General features: G+C 37.5%; 20 protein-coding genes and 1 tRNA gene. 9 read left to right on the forward strand and 12 right to left on the reverse strand.

Annotation, left to right across the window (positions count from 1 at the left end; genetic code table 11):
- Positions 1-237, reverse strand: coding sequence for an acyl carrier protein (locus tag ACJVDH_RS18495; RefSeq protein WP_008508386.1), 237 nt, complete (start codon positions 235-237; stop codon positions 1-3).
- A gap of 158 nt (positions 238-395) precedes the next feature.
- Between ACJVDH_RS18495 and ACJVDH_RS18500 the strand changes: the two genes are divergently transcribed.
- The 3 genes from ACJVDH_RS18500 (at position 396) to ACJVDH_RS18510 (ending at position 3,307) form a co-directional block, all read left to right on the forward strand.
- Positions 396-815, forward strand: a complete 420-nt coding sequence (locus ACJVDH_RS18500; protein ID WP_443944883.1) for an IPExxxVDY family protein — start codon at positions 396-398, stop codon at positions 813-815.
- A 145-nt stretch (positions 816-960) separates the two neighbouring features.
- Positions 961-2,391 carry a pyruvate kinase gene (gene pyk / locus ACJVDH_RS18505; RefSeq protein ID WP_443944884.1) on the forward strand — a complete coding sequence of 477 codons (1,431 nt, stop codon included), beginning with the start codon at positions 961-963 and terminating at the stop codon, positions 2,389-2,391.
- 163 nt (positions 2,392-2,554) lie between these two features.
- A complete protein-coding gene (locus ACJVDH_RS18510) occupies positions 2,555-3,307 on the forward strand; it encodes an SDR family NAD(P)-dependent oxidoreductase (RefSeq protein WP_443944885.1) in 753 nt (250 codons plus the stop codon).
- A gap of 224 nt (positions 3,308-3,531) precedes the next feature.
- On the opposite strand, the gene ACJVDH_RS18515 is transcribed toward ACJVDH_RS18510, so the two are convergent.
- Positions 3,532-4,374, reverse strand: a complete 843-nt coding sequence (locus tag ACJVDH_RS18515) for an aldo/keto reductase (protein ID WP_443944886.1) — start codon at positions 4,372-4,374, stop codon at positions 3,532-3,534.
- 334 nt (positions 4,375-4,708) lie between these two features.
- On the opposite strand from ACJVDH_RS18515, the gene ACJVDH_RS18520 reads away from it, so the two are divergent.
- Positions 4,709-5,134 carry a winged helix-turn-helix transcriptional regulator gene (locus tag ACJVDH_RS18520; RefSeq protein ID WP_443944887.1) on the forward strand — a complete coding sequence of 142 codons (426 nt, stop codon included), beginning with the start codon at positions 4,709-4,711 and terminating at the stop codon, positions 5,132-5,134.
- A 142-nt stretch (positions 5,135-5,276) separates the two neighbouring features.
- Here ACJVDH_RS18520 and ACJVDH_RS18525 read toward each other — a convergent pair.
- Positions 5,277-5,364, reverse strand: a tRNA-Ser gene (locus ACJVDH_RS18525).
- A gap of 123 nt (positions 5,365-5,487) precedes the next feature.
- Positions 5,488-6,279 (reverse strand): glucose 1-dehydrogenase, encoded by a 792-nt coding sequence (locus tag ACJVDH_RS18530; RefSeq protein WP_443944888.1) that lies wholly within the window; start codon positions 6,277-6,279, stop codon positions 5,488-5,490.
- Positions 6,280-6,536: 257 nt separating this feature from the next.
- Between ACJVDH_RS18530 and ACJVDH_RS18535 the strand changes: the two genes are divergently transcribed.
- Positions 6,537-6,890, forward strand: a complete 354-nt coding sequence (locus tag ACJVDH_RS18535) for a hypothetical protein (RefSeq protein WP_443944889.1) — start codon at positions 6,537-6,539, stop codon at positions 6,888-6,890.
- A 52-nt stretch (positions 6,891-6,942) separates the two neighbouring features.
- On the opposite strand, the gene ACJVDH_RS18540 is transcribed toward ACJVDH_RS18535, so the two are convergent.
- From ACJVDH_RS18540 to panC, 8 genes are all read right to left on the reverse strand, one after another.
- Positions 6,943-7,620 carry a metal-dependent hydrolase gene (locus ACJVDH_RS18540; protein WP_443944890.1) on the reverse strand — a complete coding sequence of 226 codons (678 nt, stop codon included), beginning with the start codon at positions 7,618-7,620 and terminating at the stop codon, positions 6,943-6,945.
- A 78-nt stretch (positions 7,621-7,698) separates the two neighbouring features.
- Positions 7,699-8,004: a YbaB/EbfC family nucleoid-associated protein gene (locus ACJVDH_RS18545; RefSeq protein WP_443944891.1), complete on the reverse strand. Its 306-nt coding sequence runs from the start codon at positions 8,002-8,004 to the stop codon at positions 7,699-7,701.
- Positions 8,005-8,605: 601 nt separating this feature from the next.
- Positions 8,606-9,589: a hypothetical protein gene (locus tag ACJVDH_RS18550; RefSeq protein WP_443944892.1), complete on the reverse strand. Its 984-nt coding sequence runs from the start codon at positions 9,587-9,589 to the stop codon at positions 8,606-8,608.
- A 40-nt stretch (positions 9,590-9,629) separates the two neighbouring features.
- A complete protein-coding gene (locus tag ACJVDH_RS18555) occupies positions 9,630-10,859 on the reverse strand; it encodes a serine hydrolase domain-containing protein (RefSeq protein ID WP_443944893.1) in 1,230 nt (409 codons plus the stop codon).
- Between the two features lie 69 nt (positions 10,860-10,928).
- Positions 10,929-11,480: a cupin domain-containing protein gene (locus ACJVDH_RS18560; protein ID WP_443944894.1), complete on the reverse strand. Its 552-nt coding sequence runs from the start codon at positions 11,478-11,480 to the stop codon at positions 10,929-10,931.
- A 327-nt stretch (positions 11,481-11,807) separates the two neighbouring features.
- Positions 11,808-13,481, reverse strand: coding sequence for a 2-oxo acid dehydrogenase subunit E2 (locus ACJVDH_RS18565; RefSeq protein WP_443944895.1), 1,674 nt, complete (start codon positions 13,479-13,481; stop codon positions 11,808-11,810).
- A 30-nt stretch (positions 13,482-13,511) separates the two neighbouring features.
- Positions 13,512-14,507 carry a pyruvate dehydrogenase (acetyl-transferring) E1 component subunit alpha gene (pdhA, locus tag ACJVDH_RS18570; protein WP_443944896.1) on the reverse strand — a complete coding sequence of 332 codons (996 nt, stop codon included), beginning with the start codon at positions 14,505-14,507 and terminating at the stop codon, positions 13,512-13,514.
- Positions 14,508-14,848: 341 nt separating this feature from the next.
- Positions 14,849-15,694 carry a pantoate--beta-alanine ligase gene (panC, locus tag ACJVDH_RS18575; protein WP_443944897.1) on the reverse strand — a complete coding sequence of 282 codons (846 nt, stop codon included), beginning with the start codon at positions 15,692-15,694 and terminating at the stop codon, positions 14,849-14,851.
- Between the two features lie 149 nt (positions 15,695-15,843).
- Between panC and ACJVDH_RS18580 the strand changes: the two genes are divergently transcribed.
- The 4 genes from ACJVDH_RS18580 to ACJVDH_RS18595 all read left to right on the forward strand — a co-directional run bounded on the left by ACJVDH_RS18580 (position 15,844) and on the right by ACJVDH_RS18595 (position 22,892).
- Positions 15,844-16,668 carry a glycogen/starch synthase gene (locus ACJVDH_RS18580; protein ID WP_443944898.1) on the forward strand — a complete coding sequence of 275 codons (825 nt, stop codon included), beginning with the start codon at positions 15,844-15,846 and terminating at the stop codon, positions 16,666-16,668.
- Between the two features lie 21 nt (positions 16,669-16,689).
- Positions 16,690-18,060 (forward strand): DUF4270 domain-containing protein, encoded by a 1,371-nt coding sequence (locus ACJVDH_RS18585; RefSeq protein WP_443944899.1) that lies wholly within the window; start codon positions 16,690-16,692, stop codon positions 18,058-18,060.
- A gap of 78 nt (positions 18,061-18,138) precedes the next feature.
- On the forward strand, positions 18,139-19,977 hold the full coding sequence (gene glmS / locus ACJVDH_RS18590; protein WP_443944900.1) for a glutamine--fructose-6-phosphate transaminase (isomerizing): 1,839 nt from the start codon (positions 18,139-18,141) through the stop codon (positions 19,975-19,977).
- A gap of 143 nt (positions 19,978-20,120) precedes the next feature.
- Entirely contained in the window at positions 20,121-22,892 is a 2,772-nt protein-coding gene (locus ACJVDH_RS18595) for an outer membrane beta-barrel family protein (RefSeq protein ID WP_443944901.1), read from the forward strand.
- Positions 22,893-22,978 lie beyond the last annotated feature (86 nt).

A 22,978-nucleotide genomic window follows, 5' to 3' on the forward strand; every position in this document is an offset into this window, starting at 1 on the left:
CTACTTAACGTTTTTTTCCAAATAAGCGATTGCTTGACCAACAGTACCGATGGTTTCAGCCTGATCATCAGGAATAGCTACATTAAATTCTTTTTCAAATTCCATAATTAATTCTACGGTATCTAAAGAATCTGCACCCAAATCGTTGGTGAATGAAGCCTCTGGTGTAACTTCGCTTTCATCAACACCTAATTTTTCTACGATAATAGCCTTTACTCTTGAAGCAATATCAGACATAATTTTATAATTTAATGGTTAAATAATTCAGTGCAAAGAAAAATAAATTCTTACAATTTTCAAATGTTTTTATTTCGACACCTTATCTTGGTTCGTAAATAACACAGCGAATATAGAATTAGTTTTTTAAATTCGTTCTCTTAATAATTTATTTTGCCTTGAATAAAACTTATCTAAAACTCACTTTAGACCTTGATTTCATACTAATTGCAATCACAGCGCCACTAAAAGACTATGTACTCTGCCACAAAATTAATACGCGATTAGATACACATTTTGAGAAAGTGGATGACCACGAAATATTTTTTAACATTGATGAACCTGCCTGGTATTTCTCTAAATATTACTTTTTTGTAGAGCAAGGAGACGTTGAATATTACCTGATTAGCAACCGAAGTTTAGATGGATTGCTGATTCCGGAAATGAGTAATGTTGATTTTTTTATTATCATTAAAGAATTTATCGATAAGGACGACTTGAATTATCTCCTCAACGGATTGAATAAAATACCTGATATTCAGGTAGCTGCAAAAATAGACCCATCTAAACTGAAGAGCAAGGAAAATTTGGTAATATAAAAATTATATACATGGTGTATTAATTACACTATATTTGAGGGTTAAACAACAAACGAAAAAACAAAATATATAAATATTAATGCAGTTTGATTAATTTAGATGATAATTGACGCTCACAAACCGCATTGCTAAAATCAATTATTAAATGAAACCATTTCATTCCAGAACTAAAATTGTTGCTACGCTTGGGCCAGCATCAGCGAAACCAGATGTTTTATACAGCATGTTTAATGCAGGTCTAGACGTTTGCCGCTTAAATTTTTCCCATGGCTCACAAGCTGACCACCAAAAAGTTTTAGATACCATTAAGGATCTGAACAAAAAATACGATTATAACGTAGGTATCCTTGCCGATTTACAAGGTCCTAAAATCCGTATTGGTTTGGTAAAAGAAGGTGGTATTAACTTAATTAATGGTGCTAAAACCATCATTACCACGAAAGAATGTATTGGTAATGAAGAACGTATTTACATTACATATCCAAGTTTCCCTAAAGATGTTCAAAAAGGCGAAATCATCTTATTAGATGATGGAAAACTTCAAATGAAAGTTTTGGAAACCAACCAGGAAGATGAGGTTGTTTGCGAGATTGTTCATGGTGGTATCTTAACTTCAAGAAAAGGTGTTAACCTTCCTAATACAAAAGTTTCAATTCCTTCTTTAACGCCAGAAGATCGCGAAAACCTGGAATTTGTTCTTCAGAATGATGTAGAGTGGATTGGTTTATCTTTCGTTCGTAAGGCTGAGGATATTATAGAGTTGAAAAAAATTATTGCAGAACGTGGTAAAACAGCGCGTGTAATTGCAAAAATTGAAAAACCTGAAGCCATTGCAAATATCGACGAAATTATCGCTGTAACAGATGGCATTATGGTTGCTCGTGGAGATTTGGGGGTTGAATGTCCGATGGAAGAAGTTCCATTATTACAGAAAATGATTGTAGCTAAATGTAGAGCAGCTTCTAAACCTGTAATTGTGGCTACACAAATGTTGGAGAGTATGATCACTACACCTCGCCCAACACGTGCTGAAGTAAATGATGTTGCAAACTCTGTATTGGATGGTGCAGATGCGGTAATGTTAAGTGGAGAAACTTCTGTTGGAGAATTTCCGTTAATCGTTATCGAAACGATGCAGAAAATTATCCAGAACATTGAAGAAAACAACTATCCATTCCACCCGGATAAATACTTAAAACCGAAATCTGAATCATTTTTAAGTGATGCAATTTGCGATTCTGCTTGTTTCTTAGCTAAACAAACCAATGCTGTTGGTATTGTTTCTATGACTTTGAGTGGCTATACTGCTTTTGAAATTTCCAGTCACCGTCCGGAGGCCTTAACTTTTATCTTTACTAGTAACAGAGCATTATTAAATGCAGTAAGTTTGCTTTGGGGAGTAAGAGGCTTCTATTATGATAAATTCGAAAGCACCGATAATACCATTATCGAAGTAAACGAATTTTTGAAAAGCAAAAAACTGGTTAAATCTGGCGATATTGTTATCAATACTGCTGCTATCCCGATGGAAGTAAAAGGCAAAACCAATATGTTAAAAATTACCGTAATCGATTAATTTTTAATCTTTAAAATACAACCTCCTGAGCTCTGTTCAGGAGGTTTTTTTATGGAAAAAAGTACCGGTAAAAAGCACAATTGTACACTTAAAACACTGGGTAAACAGACAAACTTTCGCGTCCTTTAAACGTTTAATAAAATAGAATAAAGAACGATAAATTATGTCAATTTTAAAAGATAAAGTGGCTTTTGTATCTGGTGCAGGATCAGGTATTGGCCGTTCAATAGCAATTACTTACGCTAAAGAAGGTGCTAAAGTTGCCGTTAGCGACATCAATGAAGCACATGCTCAGGAAACTGTGAAAATGATTATTGATAATGGTGGCGAGGCGTTTTCTCTGGTTGCAGATTCATCAAAAGCAGAAGAAAATAAGCGTGTAGTAACTGAAATTGTAGCAAAATATGGCCGATTGGACGTTGCGTGCAACAATGCCGGAATGGGCGGCCCACCTAAACCAACAGGTGAATATGAACCAGAAGAGTGGGACCGCGTAATTGCACTCAACCTGAATGGCGTCTTTTATGCCTGCCGTTATCAGCTGGAACAAATGGAAAAAAATGGTGGTGGATCAATTGTAAATATTGCTTCTATCCACGGACAGGTTGCAGCACCAAATAGTCCGGCTTACACCGCCTCTAAACATGCTGTTGTAGGACTAACTAAAAATATTGCAGCAGAATATGCACAAAAAAATATTAGATGTAATGCAGTTGGGCCAGGATATATCGAAACGCCTTTATTAAGTGCAAACTTAAGTGACGAAATGCAAAAAGCCATTGCAGCGAAAAGCCCGATGAACAGATTAGGTACTCCAGAAGAAATTGCCGATTTAGTTTCGTTTCTAAGCTCCGATAAATCTTCATTTACAACAGGCAGTTATATCATCGCCGATGGCGGATATACAAGCATATAATTGATTAATAGGCCTGTATCATAAACCATAATTTTAAGGCTAAACTTCTTATTCTTTCGAGTTTTTACAAAAAATAACCAAGATCGTTTCGGGAACAAATTGGGGCTTATGATACAGACGTCTATTTTGCAGATACCTATATAGGTATTTTAAATTGCGAGCAAAAGCGCGCGATTATTTTCTATATTAGATATGAAAAGAAACTTCAATATTATACCGACAGGCTAAAAATCAACTTCATCAGGGTGTAAACCTGTGAATCCCTGAGCAGGAATACTACCGATAAGTTCAAGATCTGCTGGTGAAAGCTCAAAATCGTAAATATCAAAATTCTCCTTGATTCTACTTTCCTTAACGGATTTTACCAGAGGAAGAATTTCATGTTGCAAAAGCCATTTTACCAATATTTGGGCGGCAGTTTTACCATATTTTTCGGCAACTTCCTGTACAGTTTCATTATTTAGTATACGAGACTGTCCCAAGGCTGCCCACGCTTCTACTACTATCCCCAGTTCTTTTGAATAGGCTACATTTTCAGTATTCTGATGTCCGGCATTTACTTCAATCTGGTTAACCATGGGTAAAATTTCTGCCGTTTGAACCAATTGTTCTAAATGTTTCTTATCAAAATTGCTGACACCAATGCTCTTCACTTTACCATCTTTGTATAGTTTTTCCAAAGCTTTCCAGGTATCTGCATTTATTTCTGCCCAATTATCGAACTGCTTGGTATTTGCTGGCCAGTGAATAAGGTACAAATCCAGGTAATCCATTTGTAACTCATTTAATGTCGCCTCAAATGCGGCTAAGGTCTTATCAAAACCTCTTTCGCTATTCCACAATTTACTTGTAACAAAGATATTTTCTCTTCCAATACCAGAATTTCTTATACCTTCTCCAACAGCGCGCTCATTGCCGTAAATAGCCGCTGTATCAATATGTCTGTAACCAGCAGAAATGGCTTGTTCTACAACTTTAGCTGTGATTTCTTTTTCAACAAGATAGGTTCCATATCCTATCGACGGTATTTCTAAACCGTTTGATAATTTAAAAATGTTTGTACTCATTTTCGTTTTATTTATTACTTAACTAATATTATCCTTATTTAATGTTAAAGAGATCATCCATCAAATAGCTTCTGATTAACATAAATTGTTTCGCAAACGAAACGCCAAAGTGGGAATGTGAGATACAATAAGTAACTATTGTTTTCTAAAATCAGATCGCGGATGTAAAGAAACCTACTCTACAATTTAACCTCGACAACTGATTTTCAGCGTTCATTCTAAAACTACAAATCCTTTTTCGAAAAGAAAAGAAATTGAACAACACAAAGCAATAAAAATACTTTCACTTTGCAAGTATTTTTATAGATGCGATTATAGTTTTTACATTTGTATTATGGTTGAGAAGAAGATAAAATCACATTGTGCAATTAATTCGGCTTTAGAAGTTTTGGGCGACAAGTGGAGTTTGCTGATTGTTAGAGACCTGATGTTTAACAGCAAACGCTATTTTGGAGACTTTCTAAAGTCAGAAGAAGGTATTGCTACAAATATACTGGCTTCGCGATTGTCAGTGCTTGAACAGGCCGGGATTATTGTCAAACAATCAAATCCTCGAAACAAGTTAAAATTTATTTATAAACTAAGCCATAAAGGAATTGACTTATTACCGATTCTTTTGGAAATGATGTTTTGGTCTGCGACACATGATCAACAAGCGTTCATTAATCCAGCACTCGAGAAAGTATACAGAAACCCTGAGTTTATCAATCAAACGTCGCATCGATTAAAACAGATTTTAATCGATGAAGATTTAAAATAAATCGAGCGTGTTTTTTAACTTTTTGAACAGAAAAACTTTTTTTCTGCTCAAAATCACGATTTCAAAACCGATATTGGAATGAAAAAACAAAACCCACCAAACGAAAACATTTGACGGGTTTATGAATTTAATACTTTAAATGCGGAGAGTGAGGGATTCGAACCCTCGATACCCTTTTGGAGTATACACACTTTCCAGGCGTGCTCCTTCGACCACTCGGACAACTCTCCAATGGGAGGCGAAAATAGGAAAATTCTTGATATTATAGTGAAGAATTAAAACTTTCACCCTAAAAAAATAGCCACCTGATTCGAAAATCAGATGGCTTTGCTGTAATCTAAAATAGGGAATATTTATACGGTTCCGTAAGCGTTGGATTGCCCGCCATCTATCGCGATGGTTTGTCCATTTACATAGGCACAATCTTCACTCAAAAGAAATACAACCAGTTTGCCCACCTCCTCTGGTTTACCTAATCGTTTCGTTGGGTTTGCCTGTGCATATTCATCTTCTGCTTTTTGGGGATCTGCCGGATTTACCTGTTTAAATGCTTCAGCAACCATCGGTGTTAAGATTGCACCTGGCGCAATTGCATTGGTCAAAATTCCATATCTGCCATATTCAAGGGCAGCATTCTTAGTCATACCAGAAACTGCATGTTTACTGGCCACGTAAGGCATTTGATTCATGACACCGCGAATACCACCAACAGAGGCAACATTTACAATTCTTCCGTAGCCTTGCTCTTGCATAACTGGAATAATGTAGCGCATGCCGTAATACGCACCAAGCAAGTTAATGTCTAATACCTTTTTGAACACATCCAGATCATAAGATACAATTGGTGCTTGCCGGCCTTCTATACCTGCGTTGTTGTAAAAACCATCAATCCGACCGAAGGTCTCTTTGGTTTTCTGCACGTAATTTTTCACCGCATCTTCGTCAGAAACATCAGCTGTAATTGTTAATATTTCTGTATCAGGATGATTGCTCAGAATTTGTGCTTTTGCTTTTCCTAGAAACTCTTCGTTATAATCTATAAGTGCTAATTTGGCGCCGTTTTTTGCGGCCTCAACTGCTGTTGCATATCCTAGGCCCATACCCGCGCCGGTAATAATAATGACTTTATCTTTTAAACTGCTCATTGTAATTTGTGTTTTATTGCTCGAATGCAACTTATGCATCCTTATCACCAGATACACACAATGCATACCAGAACGATATTTTCAGGAAGCTTTAAAGCGCACAATATTTACTTTTTAAGGTACATTTTAACCCCAATCAGAAGATAGACCGAAATTTTACTAAGAACGAAGCGGATAGTTTTTTATCTTCATCATATCTTCATATCAAATAATGAATTTTATATCAACAAATTAACGGAGCATTTAAAATTACAGACATGAAAAAATTATTGAGTTTAATCGCAATCGCAGCATTTGGCTTGTCAACAGCCTTTGCTCAAACACCAGCTACTACGGCACCTGCAAAAAAAGTAGTGAAAAAAGAAGTAAAAACCACTACAGCACCTGTAAAAGCCGGAGTGAAACAAGAAGCGAAAAAAGTGGAGACTAAAACTACCACAACAGCTTCGAAAGTAAAAGCAGACGGAACGCCAGATATGCGTTTTAAAGAAAATAAAGCAAAAACAGTAGCTAAAGTGGCCGGACCAACAAAGAAAGACGGAACTGCTGATATGCGTTATAAAGCGAACAAAGATGCTGCAAAAACAACTACAGCAACAAAAAAGAATTAGGTTTAGGTTTATATTGAAGGGGTTGTACCGAAAGGAACAGCCCCTTTTTTTGTTATAAGCTTATTGTTTCGCCAACATCAGGCAGCAATAAAGTGATGTTTTCGCGTTTAAATTTCTCTACAGCATCTTCTGTATCTATACTTATTGGAGGGAAAGTATTGTAATGAACGCCAATTACCTGCGTAGTATTGATATATTTCGCCGCGATAACAGCATCGTCTACACCCATTGTATAATGGCCACCTAAAGGAAGAATTGCATAATCTATACTGTGTAAATCTGCCAGTAATTTCATTTCTAATGTCAGTGCTGTATCTCCGGCAAAATAAATCTGTTTGCCTTCTAGCTCCAATACGAAACCCGCAGGATTACCACCATAACTTCCATCAGGATTGGAACTGGTATGCACTGCCCAAACGGTGCGCATTTTACCGAAAGAAAGATCCTGAACACCAAAATTAATGTCGGTTACCTTTTCTATACCTTGTTTGCGAATCCAGCCGGCAACTTCTACCATTGCAATAACTTCTGCATTAGTTTGTTTAGCCAATTCTACTAAATCTGCAACGTGATCGCCATGACCATGGCTAACCAAAATATAATCGGCTTCGATTTTCGAGGTATCGATATCTTTTGCCAGCGGATTAGGTTTTATAAATGGATCAAAAAGGAATTTTTTGCCTTCTGCTTCAATCAAAAAACACGACTGGCCATAATATGTAAATTTCATAATTCTGTATAAGTATCAAGATTTAACTTTCTGAGTATTTGTAACGCAAGATTAATGCTGTTAATTTTTCAGTTTTTTCTATTGCCCGAACATGCCGCCTAAACCACCAAGCATATCTTGGGCTGACGATTGCATCTCTGCTGCACTCACTTGCTCGGCATTTGCCAACGCTTTATTAATTGCAACCTGAAGCAGCTCTTCCAGTTCTTCTCTATCGGCATTTTTGAAAAATTCTTCATCGATAGAAACACCGGTAATTGCTTTATTGGCAGTTGCCGTGATCTTTATTGCTCCATTCTCTACCTCTCCAAATACAGAAACGGTATCCAATCTTTTTTTGATTTCCTCAGCTTTCTGTTGCGCTGCAAATAATTTATCAAACATAATTTCTATTTTATATTATAAAACGAAATTAGGATCTTTTGTTTGGATTTTACTCATTTTTTCAGAAAAGGATATGGATTAAATAGAGTGGTCAAATGATGCCCAAACCACCGCGACCCCAGTATTATTGGTCTTAAAATGCTTCGTTCAACTTATAAAATTTACAAATTGTCTTGCAAACAAGAGATGTCTTTTGTTGAATGGCAAATTAAAATAGTCTCCAATGAAGTTTATTTCCACGGATATGTGGCGTTGATAAAAATGACCACTAATTCGGGGTAAGATGCTCTCAAGATTACGGAAAGTATAGCTTTTGCTTACCTGTTTATTACCTATTCTTTACCTGTTTATTACCTATTGTTTACCTCCGAGGTAAACAATAGGTAAACAAAGGGTAATGCAAGGGTTAACCTGGTGTAAGCAAAAGGGTAAAAAATTTGCAAATTCTGACCCCAACTTGTGACCGATTGATTTCTTAAAAAGGTACACAAGCATCACGTATCAAAATGAATGTCTATCAAGCTCTGTAGTTTTCAGTTACAATAGACAGCAAGCTGCAAATTACATACGCGATGTATTTAACAACGGACATAATTCAAAATCAAATACGCCCCAAAATGGTGTTGGCTTCATCCAAAAAACGTTCTATTTTTTTTGTACTTCTGAAACTTCTGAGCGGAAGCGGATGGATTCTATTTTTTTTCCTTAAATCAATCTGAGCGTTTACCTCAGTTCCGGTATACACAAAATTTGTTGATTTACGCAGCACTTGAAAATGAATCAAATCATCAAAAGAATATGTTCGTTTTATGCGCCCGGCTAAAGTAGAATGGATAATCTCTCTACGGTTTTTGTCAAATACAATACTGGAAAAATATGCATTGATAAATATTAGCCCAAGTACCAAAGGAAAATACGTCACCAGAATACGTTTAAATGCCGGGTCGTACTCCATGAATGTTGACGAAGTCAGAATGGCTATGGTAACGCCAACCAAAATGATGCCCAATATCAAAGACCCAATTTTGTTTCCTTTTACAGCATAAACATCTCCCACACTTGTAAAAAATTCAAAATCGTAAATGATTTGTTTTTGTTTAAGCGGTGCATTTGCAAAAACAAGTTCATCAATTTTTGGTAATACTTCGTTCTCAAATTCCAACAGATTTTTGTTGGTATCTTTAGAATATCCGCCAGAAACAATCCATCCTTTTCCATGGCGATTGCTTCGTTTAAACAACATATAGTTAAACCCGCTGCCTATTACCTGATACCGCTCAATAGTTGCAATCTCATCAAATGGAAGCGATCCTAAGGGCAGAAAAAAGATATTTCTGCTAACGGTTCTGGTTGAGGCATTAAATGTAATGCTGCTTTCACCGATACAGTAAAGTATAAAAGGAACCAGAACAGTTAAACCATAAAACAAAAATGCAGTTGATGAGCCTGCGGCTAAAGAGCCTGTATAAATCACTACAGAAATTGCGGCAAATAGCACAAAAAAAATAAGCGCGGTGATGCGCAAAGCACGTTTTGGGTAAATGGTAATTTTACCGGGTTCTACATTCCAAGAGGTTCTGGGCATATTTCAAAGGGGGATTAAATGTTAGCCGAGCAGAATAAGGCTAATCTTCGTCGCTTCCCGGCAAACTTCCATTTCCATGATAAGCTCCTTTCCGTATGATTGGCATATTGAGATGTTTATATAGATCATCCAGATGCATTAAACTTCCGTTGGTCAGGTTTCCGAGAAAAATGACGATGATATCCTTATCGAGATCGCGTACATAAATATGTCTAAAACCATGCCACCATCCAGTGTGGTAAACAACTTTATCCATTTTTTCTCCATCAAACATTCTCCATCCATAGCCATAATTGAAGTGGCCATTTACAGGTTTATTTCTACCAACGTAAGCCGAATCAAGGCTTTTTTTAGAGAGCAATCTTCCATTTTTCAAATATTTATCATACAGAACCAAATCATGCACTGTACTGTAAATTCCCTTGTCGCCAACTGGCCCATCCAAAAAATTTTGCGCTACAGAATATCTCCACGTGCGATCGTGCCCTACAACATCAACCGGTACTTTTTCATATTCTGTAGTTGAATATACATGTGTATGTTTTAAACCTGCAGGTTTAAAAACATGTTCCATCATGTATTGAGAATAACGCTGTCCGCTTACCTTTTCAATAATTGCCCCCAAAACCATAAAGTTAGAATTGTTGTAGTGGAAACGATTGTCTGGTTTTGTGTACGGATTTGGTTTCTTCTCGGCGATAATATCCATTACTTCCTGGTTGGTTACACCTTTTTTCATGTTGCGTTTTTCTTTACGCCAAATATCGTCTATGAAGTAAACATAATTCATCATTCCGCTTCGGTGACTCAGCAACAGCTTCACGGTTATTCCATCATAAGGGAAATTTGGAAAGAATTTTTTAACATTATCGTTTAATGAAAGTTTCCCGGCCTCTACAAGTTGCATGACCGCAACTCCTGTAAACGTTTTAGTAATAGAAGCGAGCTCAAACTCGGAATTGATATTTAGGCTATCGCGATGTAAATAATCTGCCCAGCCGATGGCTTTTTCATACAAAATTTTACCCTGTTTTGCCACCAACATATTGCCATTAAAACCATATTTTTTATGTAGATTATCTACAAAATCAGCAATCCATTTATCTCCCTTTTTGGGATCGTAAGCAATCAATAAACTATCGGCTCTGTCATCTTCCTTTACCCGAATTTTGGCGTCTGCAGTTTTTTGCTCTTCAGTTTTTTTTTCAGAACAAGCGGCAATCAGTGTAGCGGAGAGCGCTAAAGCTGAACATATATATCGAAATTTCATTTATATCGGGAATAGTTGATTTAAAACCCGAAAAATAAAGAATTTTGAATGTTTAGCGGCAAAAGAGTTTTACACATTTTCGCAATTTTGGGAATACCAACATTCAAAAAGATGCCCCTTACTTCCGTAAACCGGATCATTATCCGGAACACGAACTTTCGAAATATCTTCGTCCGCCTGCGGTCGGTCTCCTTCTTTTCCGTATAGAATATTATATGACAACCCATTCGGATATGCACCAACAACCGTAAAGTCTGCACTAGAACTCAGTTTCTTATGCGCAACGCCTGCCGGGATTACCACAACATCCCCTTTATCCAATTCTACACATACACCGTGTTCGCCGCCAAATTGAACATCTGCACGGCCGCAAAAGACGCCTAAAACTTCATGAGTATTGCTGTGGTAGTGGTGGTAATCAAAAATCCCATCTACCCAGGCATTGGTATATCCATTCTGTGCAAAAACTCTTTTTATGCTTTCGGTGGTTTCATCAGGATGAAGTAAGAATGCACCTTTGTAAATCATCAGCGGAAGATTTGGATTATTGGGAAAGTTCCCGTTTTCTTCAATCTTATGTGCAACCAGGTAGGCTTCTTGCACCAGTTTTTCTTTGTCCATGATTAAGTTATTTTCAATAATTAACAAAGTATAAAGGAAAGGGTTTAGATTTTTATGGCGGCGGTTTGCCATTCAAGAAATCTAAGAATATAAGCTACATTATTCTTAGATGTCTTATATGGTTAGACTTATGACCGCAAACCATTTATGGACATTTTTTTGTGTTATACCGATTAAGGGATCCTTGTTTTTGACAACTAAACTCAGGTGCAAATTAGCATGAGAAACTGTATCAAAAAAAATTTCAAACAGAAAAAGCCATTCCTTTTCAGGAATGGCTTTACATATTGTCAATTATCCTTTACGTTAAGTTCAGGAAAACAAAGATTACGCTAATAATCTGATCGGCTCTTCTAATAAACCTTTCAAAGTTTGTAAGAAAGCAGCTCCGGTAGCACCATCAACCACACGGTGATCGCAACCTAGAGTCAACTTCATTACATTTCCTGGTACTACAGCGCCGTTTTTAACTACAGGGACCTGTTGGATTGCACCTACAGATAAAATTGCGCCATCAGGAGAGTTGATGATTGATGTAAACTCATCAATACCAAACATACCTAAATTAGATACTGTAAATGTTGAGCCTTCCCAATCTGACGGTTGTAGTTTTTTCGATTTCGCTTTTTGTCCGTATTCTTTAACCTCTGCAGAAATGTGAGATAAAGACTTACCATCAGCAAAACGAACTACAGGAACCAATAATCCATCTTCAACGGCCATTGCAACGCCAATGTTTGTATGCTCGTTAAATCTGATTTTATCGCCACCCCAAGAAGAGTTAACTGCTGGGTGTTGTTTTAATGCAACTGCAACCGCTTTAATTACAATATCGTTGAATGATACTTTTACCGGAGCAACAGCGTTGATTGCTGTACGCGCAGACATTGCATTGTCCATATCGATACTGATCGTTAAATAGAAGTGAGGTGCTGTGAATAAGCTTTCGCCTAAACGTTTCGCAATCACTTTGCGCATTTGAGAAACTGGTTTCTCTGTATACTTTTCTTCGCCAACGTAAGTAGGAATTACCGGAGCAGCTTTTTCAGCAGCAGGAGCGCTTTCTGTTTTTGCTTTTCCATTTTCCGCTTGCGCCGATGGCTTAAAGTTTTCAATATCTTTTTTAATGATACGGCCACCTTCTGCACTACCAGAAACCTGAGAAAGATCAATTCCTTTATCTTTAGCAATTTTCTTAGCTAAAGGAGAAGCTTTAACGCGACTATCAGATGAAGTGCTTTCCGCTGCAGGAGCAGATGAACCCGAATCAGCAGAAGTTGCCTGTTTTTCTTCTTTTGGTGCTTCGCTTTGGTCTTTAGCCTTTGGACTACTTTCAGTTCCTCCGGCTAAAATACCGCTAACATCTGTTCCTTCAGGACCAACAATGGCGATAATTCCATTTACTTTAGCTGCTGCACCTTTTTCTACACCAATGTGCAATAAAGTACCTGTAGCATATCCCATAACTTCCATGGTTGCCTTATCGGTTTCCACATCAGCAAGAACATCATCATCTTTAACTTTATCACCAACCTTTTTATGCCATTCAGCAATTACGCCTTCAGTCATGGTATCGCTTAACAAAGGCATACGGATTACCGTGATTCCCTTGGCAGATAATTCTTCTTCACTTAAAGCACCACCTTGTGCAGGTGCAGCTTCTTCTTTTTTATTATCAGCTTTAGGTGCTTCATCATCAGACTTCGGACTTGCCGACTCCTGATTTCCTGATTCTGCTTCTAAAGCTGCTTTATAATCTTCGCCTTCTTTACCAATAACGGCCATGATTGCATCAACCGGAACAGCTTGTCCTTCTTCAACACCTACGTATAAAAGAGTACCATCCCAATAAGATTCCATGTCCATTGTAGCTTTGTCTGTTTCAACCTCGGCCAAAACATCTCCGCTTTTAACTTTATCACCCACTTTTTTGTGCCACTTTGCCAAAACCCCTTCGGTCATGGTGTCGCTCATTTTGGGCATTCTAATTACATCAGCCATTATATCTAATTAATTGAAATCTTAAATAAATTAATCCATTACGTATGGATAGTTCTCAGTCATGTATACATCTTTATACAACTCAGATGCATCTGGCCAAGGAGATTCTTCAGCAAATTTTACCGCTTGGTCTACAGTTGCCTTTACTTTCGCTTCTACTTCTTCAATCCAAGCTTGATCTGCATATTTTTGCTCAAGAATGGTTTCTCTTGCCAATTCTACCGGATCTTTTGCTTTATACTCTTCTAATTCTTCTTTGGTACGGTATTTAGCCGGGTCAGACATTGAATGTCCACGGTAACGATACGTTCTCATTTCAAGGAAAGTTGGTCCTTCACCTGCACGTGCACGTTGAATGGCTTCATCCATTGCGTTGTGTACAGCAACCGGATCCATTCCATCAACAGGGGCGCAAGGCATATCGAAACCTAAACCAATTTTATAAATATCGGTCATGTTGGTGGTACGTTGTACGGAGGTACCCATTGCATAACCGTTGTTTTCGCAAACAAAAATTACAGGTAATTTCCAAAGCATGGCCATGTTAAATGTTTCGTTTAATGCACCCTGGCGTACAGCGCCATCGCCCATATAACAAATATTAACATTATCTGTTCCTTTATATTTTTCAGCAAAAGCAACACCAGCACCTAATGGAATCTGGCCACCTACAATGGCATGACCACCATAAAAGTTATGTTCTTTACTGAACATGTGCATAGAACCACCTTTACCTTTTGAGCAACCAGTAGCTTTACCATACATCTCTGCCATAATGCTGTCGGCGCTAACGCCTAAAGCCAATGCATGAGCGTGATCACGGTAAGTTGTAATCATTGAATCACCTTTTTGCATTGCAGATATTGCACCTGCAACTACAGCTTCTTGTCCAATGTATAAATGGCAAAAGCCACGAATTTTTTGTTGTCCGTATAACTGACCAGTTTTTTCTTCGAATTTGCGCATAAGCAACATCGATTCAAACCACTTTAGCCAGGTATCTTTATTTATTTCTACTGCACTCATTTTAGGGTATTTGTTTTTTTGCGACAGCAAATCTAATTTTTTTATTGTAATTTCACGCACCTTCAATTGTAAAAACATCATTAATTCAGCGATGAAATTACATTTAACGATCATTTTATGATTAAAGCGAAGCCTTATGATCTACTTCGCTTAAACTGCCGATTTTACATAAATTAAACTTTGCATTTTATCACATTCTGTATTTAATTTATTGTGAAATTTAATTCTGATTATTGATAATTACACGAGAGATAATATTCAAAGTATAACAATCCATTATAACATTTGTAAATCGGCGAATTTTTCTTTCCAGAGCGTGTATTTATTTGTGCTTTTCGTTATTATGACAACAACATATTATCTATTAACCTCGTCGACCCAACTTTTGCAGCAACCAATGCAATCAAATTTGGTTCGTTTTTGCTTTGAGCGGGCTCTAAAGTATTGCCATTGGCAATGGTGAAATAATCCAACTCCACATCTTCAATATCCTTGTATAAAGAAGATGCTTTTTCAATCAATTCTTCCAATGAATATTCGTTAAAATGATCCTTTACAAATTGTAGTGAAGCACTAAGCACCAGCGCATGTTTTCGGTCAGCTTGTGAAAGATGAATGTTCCGACTGCTCATAGCCAAACCATCTTCTTCGCGTATAATCGGACAGGTAAAAATTTCTATCGGAAGGTTAAAATGCGTAAGCATATTTTTGATCATCAGAATCTGCTGAAAATCTTTTTGCCCAAACATAGCAATATCCGGCTCAGCAGCATCGAACAATTTTTTTACAATTTGTGTAACGCCCTGGTAATGCCCTTTACGAAAAGCGCCTTCAAGAACAAATTCTGCATGACCTAAATTTATATGCCAGTTTTCCTCTTTACCATCGGGATACATTTCATGTACATCAGGCATAAATACGGCGGAACAGCCCGCTTCAGAAAGCATTAATAAATCATGCTCAATTGGCCTCGGATATTTCTCCAGATCTTTAGGATCAGTGAATTGCGTAGGGTTTACAAAGATACTACAGATAATGACATCGGCGTTTTGCTGGGCAATTTTGATGAGGGAGATATGCCCATTATGCAAGGCACCCATGGTAGGTACAAGTGCTACTTTTTGGTTGTTTTGTTTAAGCGGCTCCAGATAATTTTTCAGTTCCACTTTAGTCTTAAATATTTCCAATTCAAGCAATTTAAAATAAAGCCGTAAAGGTGTAAATTAATCCATTTGAAACCAAACAAATGCTTGCTATATTGATAAATAGTATTATTATTCTTATCTTTGCAGCTCATTATCTTTTATTTAACTTAATATTTTCTTAAAATATGGAGATGGCAAAAACGAAGCTGCTGATAGTTACACACGAGATGTCGCCTTTCCTCGAGCTTACTAAAATTTCTGAAATCACACGTCAATTACCACAGGCAATGCAAGATAAAGGATTCGAAATCCGCATCTTAATGCCCAAGTTTGGCAACATCAATGAACGAAGAAATCGTTTACACGAGGTAATCCGCTTATCGGGGATGAACATTATTATTGATGACAATGACAACCCGCTTATTATTAAGGTTGCCTCCATTCCAGCTGCACGTATGCAAGTTTATTTCCTGGATAATGAAGAATATTTCCAGCGCAAACAAGTATTCAGAGATGCCAGTGGAAAATTCTTTGACGACAATGACGAACGTACAATATTCTTTTGCAAAGGTGCCTTAGAAACAGTAAAAAAACTGGGTTGGTCTCCTGATATCGTACATTGCCATGGATGGATGAGTGCTTTGGTTCCGGCATATATTAAAACAACGTACAAAAATGACCCTACTTTCAAAAATTCTAAAGTAGTGTATTCAATTTACGAAAACTGTTTTGAAGAAAAATTAAATGCCAATTTATACAAGAAAGCAGTAATGTCTAATATGACAGAGGCCGACACAAAAGCCTTTGAACCAGCAGACAATAACAGCATGCATGTAGGCGCCGTAACACACTCAGACGCAGTAGTTTTAGCAGATGAAAACATCCACGAAGATGTGTTAAAATTTGTTAAAGATTCCAATAAGCCAACATTAGCCTTTAACTTAACCGAAAATTTTGAAAACTTCTACACGTTTTATGAGGAGATTTCAAATGATGAGTTGGTTTCAGTAGCGTAATCAGGTTTTATTATATCATATATGAAATTTACAAAACTAGACTTATTAACCCTGTTGATAGGTCTTTTTCTTTTTGCATCATGCAATACACCCGACGGAGTAGGTTTAGATGTTGATCCGGCGACAGAAATACAAGGCACTTTGGTTGATAATGAACCGGTTACCTCACAAACAGTACGTGAGGCAGACATTTCTACCGCAGGATTGGAACGTTACCCACTTGGTTATATCAAAGACCCGATTATGGGTACAACAGAATCCAGTTTAGCCATGACTGTATGGCCTGTGGTAAGTCACGATTTTGGAACTTCACCTACTTTAGACTCTGCAGTGCTTGTTATGAACCTGAGTACTGATTTTTATGGTGATACAACAAGTTCACGCTATAATATCAATGTGTATCAGTTAACCAATACAATTACAAACGTTAAAAGTTCAGATACACAACCGCACAACAGCCAGTTGCTGGGTAGCTTTAACAGCAGAATTTTCCCGAACACGCCAATAAAAGTAACTGATGTTGTAGCAGGTGCAGCAGATACGGTTAGAAACGCGACTGCACAAATCCGTATTCCATTAGATAAAACTTTTATCCAGAATACCATTTTAACACGTTCTGCTACGGATTTATCCACAACAGCAAAATTTGTAGACTACTTTAAGGGTCTTTATGCTGAAGTGAACAAAACAACTTCTACGGGTACCGGAGGCATCGCATTTATAGATTTTGCAAGCACAAACTCTTACTTAAGACTTACCTACAAAAAAACCAATACTTCAAGTGGTATTGATACAACATTTGTAGATTTCCCAATCAACACAAGCTCTGGTGCAATTGCCGCAAAGATTACACATGATTATTCGGGAACAGCCGTGCAAACGCAACTTGACAATCCCTCTACACAGTATAATGTAACATATACACAAGGATTGGTAGGATTGAAAACTAAAATCTCATTTCCAAATCTGGCTAATTTCACCACTACATATGGTAAGGCTATTATAAATAAAGCCGAACTGGTAGTTGATCTTTCTGATGGAACGTATGGCTATCCTTTTCTGCCTGCCAGAAGATTAAATCTTTACCGTTGGGATATTGCCGAGCAACCGGCAGATATTATCGATTACACGAATTATGCATCGTCAAGTCCGGCAACTTTTGGCGGATATTTTGATTCGCTAAAAAACAGATATATCTTTCTAGTAACAAGCTACGTTCAGCAACTGATTAATAAAACTGTTGTAGATTATGGTACTTTCATTGCGCCAACATCTTACAGCACGTATCAAAAAACGCCAACGGCAGCTTCTGCCGGAAGATCTGTAATTGGTTCTAATGGAAATATAACGAACAAGATAAAATTGAACATTTATTATACAAAGATCAATTAGCGTGTTCATAAAAAATTCATTACAAAATTCACCTATTGTTTATACTTTAGGTGAATTTTTCATTTTATACCAAAAATTATGTGTGGAATTGTAGGCTACATTGGCTTTAGGGAAGCCTGGCCAATTGTTTTAAAAGGTCTAAAACGACTGGAATACAGAGGTTACGATAGTGCGGGTATTGCGCTCTTAGACAACAATGGACAAAGAATTTATAAAAAAGCCGGGAAAGTTGCTTTTCTAGAAGAATACTCAGAAGATAAAGATAAATCGGGCCAAGTAGGCATGGGCCATACCAGATGGGCTACACATGGTGTACCTTCTGATCGAAATTCTCATCCACACACATCAAATCATGGAAAGCTATCCATCATTCATAACGGTATCATCGAAAATTATTCGACATTAAAAGAAGAACTTTCTCGCCGTGGGCACGAATTTAAAAGTGATACGGATACCGAAGTATTGATTCATTTGATTGAAGAAATCCAACAAATCGGAAATCTCGATCTGCTTGAGGGTGTAAGGCAAGCTTTAAATGAAGTAATTGGTGCGTACGCTATAGTTGTTATGGATAATGAACATCCCGAACAATTAATTGTTGCCAGAAAAGGTAGTCCGATGGTGATTGGCGTGGGAAAAGGCGAATATTTTATTGCTTCTGATGCCACACCAATTGTTGAATATACAAAGAACGTAATTTACCTGAACGACAATGAAATTGCATTGGTAACCAAAGAGGATCTTTTGGTTAAAAGGCTAGACAATGTAGTTCAAACGCCACACATCCAAGAACTGCAACTGCAGTTGGAGATGCTTGAAAAAGGTGGTTTTGATCATTTTATGTTGAAAGAGATTTATGAGCAACCACGTTCGATAAAAGATTGTATGCGTGGCCGGATCTATCCTTCAGAAGGTAAAGTACAACTGGGTGGCATTAAAGAGTTTGCGGAAAAACTTAAAAACATAGATCGGATAATTATTGTGGCTTGCGGAACTTCATGGCATGCAGGCTTGGTTGGAGAATATTTAATTGAAGAATACGCGCGTATCCCGGTTGAGGTAGAATACGCTTCAGAATTTAGATACCGAAATCCAATTATCACAGAAAAAGACGTTGTAATTGCAATCTCCCAATCTGGCGAAACTGCAGATACAATGGCAGCTATTGAAATGGCCAAAGAACGTGGCGCCACGATTTTTGGAATCTGTAATGTTGCAGGCGCTTCAATTCCGCGGTTAACACACGCAGGAGTTTATACGCACGCCGGTCCAGAAATTGGTGTTGCATCAACCAAAGCTTTTACGGCGCAAGTAACTGTTCTTACCCTGATGGCTTTTTATATGGCTCAACAAAAAGGAACGATAACGCAATCCAAACTGATAGAATTACTTACTGAGCTTGATGCAATTCCGGATAAAATCCAAATTGCTCTAGAATCCAATGAGCTGATTAAAGAAGTTTCTGCTAAAATCAAAGATGCAAGAAACTGTCTGTTCTTAGGCCGAGGAAGTGGGTTTCCGGTAGCCCTTGAAGGTGCATTAAAACTTAAAGAGATTTCCTATATCCACGCCGAAGGTTATCCGGCTGCAGAGATGAAACATGGCCCCATTGCTTTAATTGATGAAGAAATGCCTGTAGTATTTATTGCTACACAAAATTCATCATATGAGAAAGTAATCAGTAATATTCAAGAAGTAAAAGCAAGAAAAGGCCAAGTTATTGCCATTGTAACAGAAGGCGATACAGAGGTTAAAAAAATGGCGGATTACTGTATAGAAATTCCAGATAGTGACGAAGCTTTTTTGCCTTTATTGGCAACAATTCCGCTTCAGTTGCTTTCTTATCACATTGCAGTAATGCGCAATTGTAACGTAGACCAACCCAGAAACCTGGCTAAATCTGTTACTGTAGAATAAATTAAAATGGCTGCCACTTAAAATTGGCAGCCATTTTATTAATAACTGATCACACCAGTAACAAATGTATTCCATTTGTTACGCGTATTAAATAAACCTTGTACATAAGTTTGGGTCTGAACTACAAATCATAACCTAACCGAATGAACAAAATTTTTACTCTTTTTCTGTTCTTATACTCTAGTGCAACTTTTGCACAGAATGCATCGACTGTAAAAGGGCGAGTTATAGAAGCTTCAAACAAAAAAGCAATCGATTATGCTTCTGTTGCAATACGCAACCTGAGCGATTCTAGTGTTGTTGCTTCAATCAATACCAATACCGATGGCAAATTCTCTGTCAAAAATCTAAAACCCGGCAGGTATAAAATCTATGCAGCATTTCTTGGGCTGAAAACGTTTACCAAAGACTTTACCTTAACAGAAAACAAATCAGAGCTTGATTTAGGAGATTTACCGCTAGAAGGAAATTCAATAGACCTTCAAACCGTAGAGATTAAAGCAGAAGTGCCTCCAATTGTTGTTAAAAAAGATACGCTTGAATTTAACGCCAGCTCATTTAAAGTGGTAGAAAATGCGGTAGTTGAAGACTTGCTGAAAAAACTTCCGGGCGTAGAAGTAGATAAAGAAGGTACAGTAAAAGCGCAGGGCGAAACCATTACCAAAGTAAAAGTAGATGGGAAAGAATTTTTTGCGAATGATCCATTATTGGCAACCAAAAATCTGCCCGCAGATATGATTGATAAAATCCAGATCATTGACGAACTTTCAGATCAAGCGCAATTCACGGGTATTGACGACGGTACACGTACTAAAATCATCAACATCACAACCCGAAAAGATAAGAAGCACGGCTATTTCGGGAACAGCACCGTTGGTTATGGAACCGATGATCGTTATGATGTAAATGCCAATATTAACCGCTTTAACCAAGAGCAAAAAATGAGTGTAATTGCTCAATTTAATAATGTGAATAAGCAGAATTTTGGCGGCGGACTTGGAGGTGGAAATTCTGGCGGTGGCCGGAGTGGCATTACCGAGACCAATGCCGGCGGTTTTAATTTCGCCGACGTATATGCAGACGAAACTGAAGTGAATTTTAGTTACTTCGTAAATAAATCGCAAAACCTGATTACACGCAATAGTGTAACTCAAAATCTGCTGGGCGATATTACCACAATTTTTAACAATGCGCAAAACAATACATCTTCGAGATTAAACCATCGATTAAATTTTATGGTCGATACTAAAATTGATTCGCTCACTTCGCTGAGAATACAACCAAGTTTAAGTTACACAGACAATAAAAGTTTAAATAAAAGCGTGTATACCAGAGATTATAGCACGTATAAAATTAATGGATCGCAGGGATTAACTTCATCAACAACAGCGCCTTCGATCAACAATAACCTTTTACTGCGCCGAAAATTTAGGCGGCGCGGACGTACGCTATCGCTTAACTTCAATACCAGCATCAATAATAATGACGGCGGTAATTACAACAATATTTTAGATTCTACCTATAACGGAGGCGTAATTACATCTAAACACACGGATCAGTTTAATGATCAAGAGAGTGAGTCGCTCAATCAGAATACACGACTGGTTTATACTGAGCCACTTTCTAAAACCCTCAGTATAGAATTTAATTTGCAAAATGGATACAATCACAATACATCAGACCGGTATACGTACAATTTTAATCCGGCTACGTTGCAATATGATTTGTTGGATTTAACCTATAGCAACGCCTACGAAAATACAATTTGGACCAATTCAGCAGGCTTTAGCTTTAACAAAGCAGCAGAAAAATACAACTGGAATGTGGGTATAGCTGTACAGAATACAGACCGAACCAATGACAATAAAAGTTCAGGCTTCGTGTTGAAACAGAACGTATTCAATTACACACCATCGGCCATGTTTCGCTACAATTTCAATAAAAGCAAACGTTTGGTATTTAATTATCGCGGCAGCACCAATCAACCCACTATACAGCAATTGCAACCTGTATTAAACAACACCAATACACAAAGTATTCCTGTCGGAAATCCAGATCTTAAGCCAGAATTTAACAACAACCTACGCATTGCGTACAATACCTTTAGTGTTGGCAAAAACCGATCGTTATTTGTAAATGTAAATTTAACGCAAACCACAAACCGCATTGCCAACAGCAGCAGTTTGATTGAAAGTGGCGAAAACCAAGGCAAACTCGCAATATTACCGGTAAATGTAAATGGCGTATACTCTGGCAATATCTCCTCTTCGCTGGGTTTGCCCATCATGCCAGAAAATAAATTAAACTTTCACATTAATATTTCTGGAAATTATGGCCGGGATGTCAATTTTACAAATACCCTTAAAAATATCACTAATAGTTGGTCTGTAACCAATGGCTACAGATTGGTTTCTAACTTAAACAAACTCGATTTAATTGCCGGCATTAACGGTTCCATTAACCGGGCAACATATTCTGTACAACCAAATTCGAATACCAGATTTTATACGTTTAGTCCAAATGTAAGTGTGAGCTATCTTTTCCCCGGCGAGATTCGCTGGTCTGTGGATGCGGACTACAACCAGAATACCGGAAGAGGTGAAGGTTTTGACACGCAATTTACCATCGTAAATTCGTATATAAGCAAACAGTTCTTCCATAATCAGGGTACATTTAAAGCATCTGTAAATGATTTACTCAATCAAAATCAGGGCATAACCAGAACAGCTAATAATAACACCATACAGGATGTAAGTTTTAATGTGCTTAAACGTTATTTTATGTTTTCCTTCACGTATTCGCTGAATAGAATGGGCGGAAAAAACCGGTTCAGAAATGAAGATGGCCAGGATGGAAATAGAGAAAACGGACGCAGACGAATGGGTGGTGGCTTTGGAGGCGCAGGGCGAAATTAAAACGCAAACTGAACGTCAAAATTTGGCTAGATGACACCTGTTATTTGGAACAAATCTAAAGAAAGGCTATCTTGCAGCAAAATTTG

Origin of the sequence: Pedobacter terrestris (genome assembly GCF_052343045.1) — a bacterium.
Taxonomy (GTDB): domain Bacteria; phylum Bacteroidota; class Bacteroidia; order Sphingobacteriales; family Sphingobacteriaceae; genus Pedobacter.

What these genes read in the sequence shown, in the direction of transcription:
- ACJVDH_RS18495 (WP_008508386.1), bottom strand. Translation starts at nt 237, where the DNA reads ATGTCTGATATTGCTTCAAGAGTAAAGGCTATTATCGTAGAAAAATTA.
- pyk (WP_443944884.1), top strand. Translation starts at nt 961, where the DNA reads ATGAAACCATTTCATTCCAGAACTAAAATTGTTGCTACGCTTGGGCCA.
- ACJVDH_RS18510 (WP_443944885.1), top strand. Translation starts at nt 2,555, where the DNA reads ATGTCAATTTTAAAAGATAAAGTGGCTTTTGTATCTGGTGCAGGATCA.
- ACJVDH_RS18515 (WP_443944886.1), bottom strand. Translation starts at nt 4,374, where the DNA reads ATGAGTACAAACATTTTTAAATTATCAAACGGTTTAGAAATACCGTCG.
- ACJVDH_RS18520 (WP_443944887.1), top strand. Translation starts at nt 4,709, where the DNA reads ATGGTTGAGAAGAAGATAAAATCACATTGTGCAATTAATTCGGCTTTA.
- ACJVDH_RS18530 (WP_443944888.1), bottom strand. Translation starts at nt 6,279, where the DNA reads ATGAGCAGTTTAAAAGATAAAGTCATTATTATTACCGGCGCGGGTATG.
- ACJVDH_RS18535 (WP_443944889.1), top strand. Translation starts at nt 6,537, where the DNA reads ATGAAAAAATTATTGAGTTTAATCGCAATCGCAGCATTTGGCTTGTCA.
- ACJVDH_RS18540 (WP_443944890.1), bottom strand. Translation starts at nt 7,620, where the DNA reads ATGAAATTTACATATTATGGCCAGTCGTGTTTTTTGATTGAAGCAGAA.
- ACJVDH_RS18545 (WP_443944891.1), bottom strand. Translation starts at nt 8,004, where the DNA reads ATGTTTGATAAATTATTTGCAGCGCAACAGAAAGCTGAGGAAATCAAA.
- ACJVDH_RS18550 (WP_443944892.1), bottom strand. Translation starts at nt 9,589, where the DNA reads ATGCCCAGAACCTCTTGGAATGTAGAACCCGGTAAAATTACCATTTAC.
- ACJVDH_RS18555 (WP_443944893.1), bottom strand. Translation starts at nt 10,859, where the DNA reads ATGAAATTTCGATATATATGTTCAGCTTTAGCGCTCTCCGCTACACTG.
- ACJVDH_RS18560 (WP_443944894.1), bottom strand. Translation starts at nt 11,480, where the DNA reads ATGGACAAAGAAAAACTGGTGCAAGAAGCCTACCTGGTTGCACATAAG.
- ACJVDH_RS18565 (WP_443944895.1), bottom strand. Translation starts at nt 13,481, where the DNA reads ATGGCTGATGTAATTAGAATGCCCAAAATGAGCGACACCATGACCGAA.
- pdhA (WP_443944896.1), bottom strand. Translation starts at nt 14,507, where the DNA reads ATGAGTGCAGTAGAAATAAATAAAGATACCTGGCTAAAGTGGTTTGAA.
- ACJVDH_RS18580 (WP_443944898.1), top strand. Translation starts at nt 15,844, where the DNA reads ATGGCAAAAACGAAGCTGCTGATAGTTACACACGAGATGTCGCCTTTC.
- ACJVDH_RS18585 (WP_443944899.1), top strand. Translation starts at nt 16,690, where the DNA reads ATGAAATTTACAAAACTAGACTTATTAACCCTGTTGATAGGTCTTTTT.
- glmS (WP_443944900.1), top strand. Translation starts at nt 18,139, where the DNA reads ATGTGTGGAATTGTAGGCTACATTGGCTTTAGGGAAGCCTGGCCAATT.
- ACJVDH_RS18595 (WP_443944901.1), top strand. Translation starts at nt 20,121, where the DNA reads ATGAACAAAATTTTTACTCTTTTTCTGTTCTTATACTCTAGTGCAACT.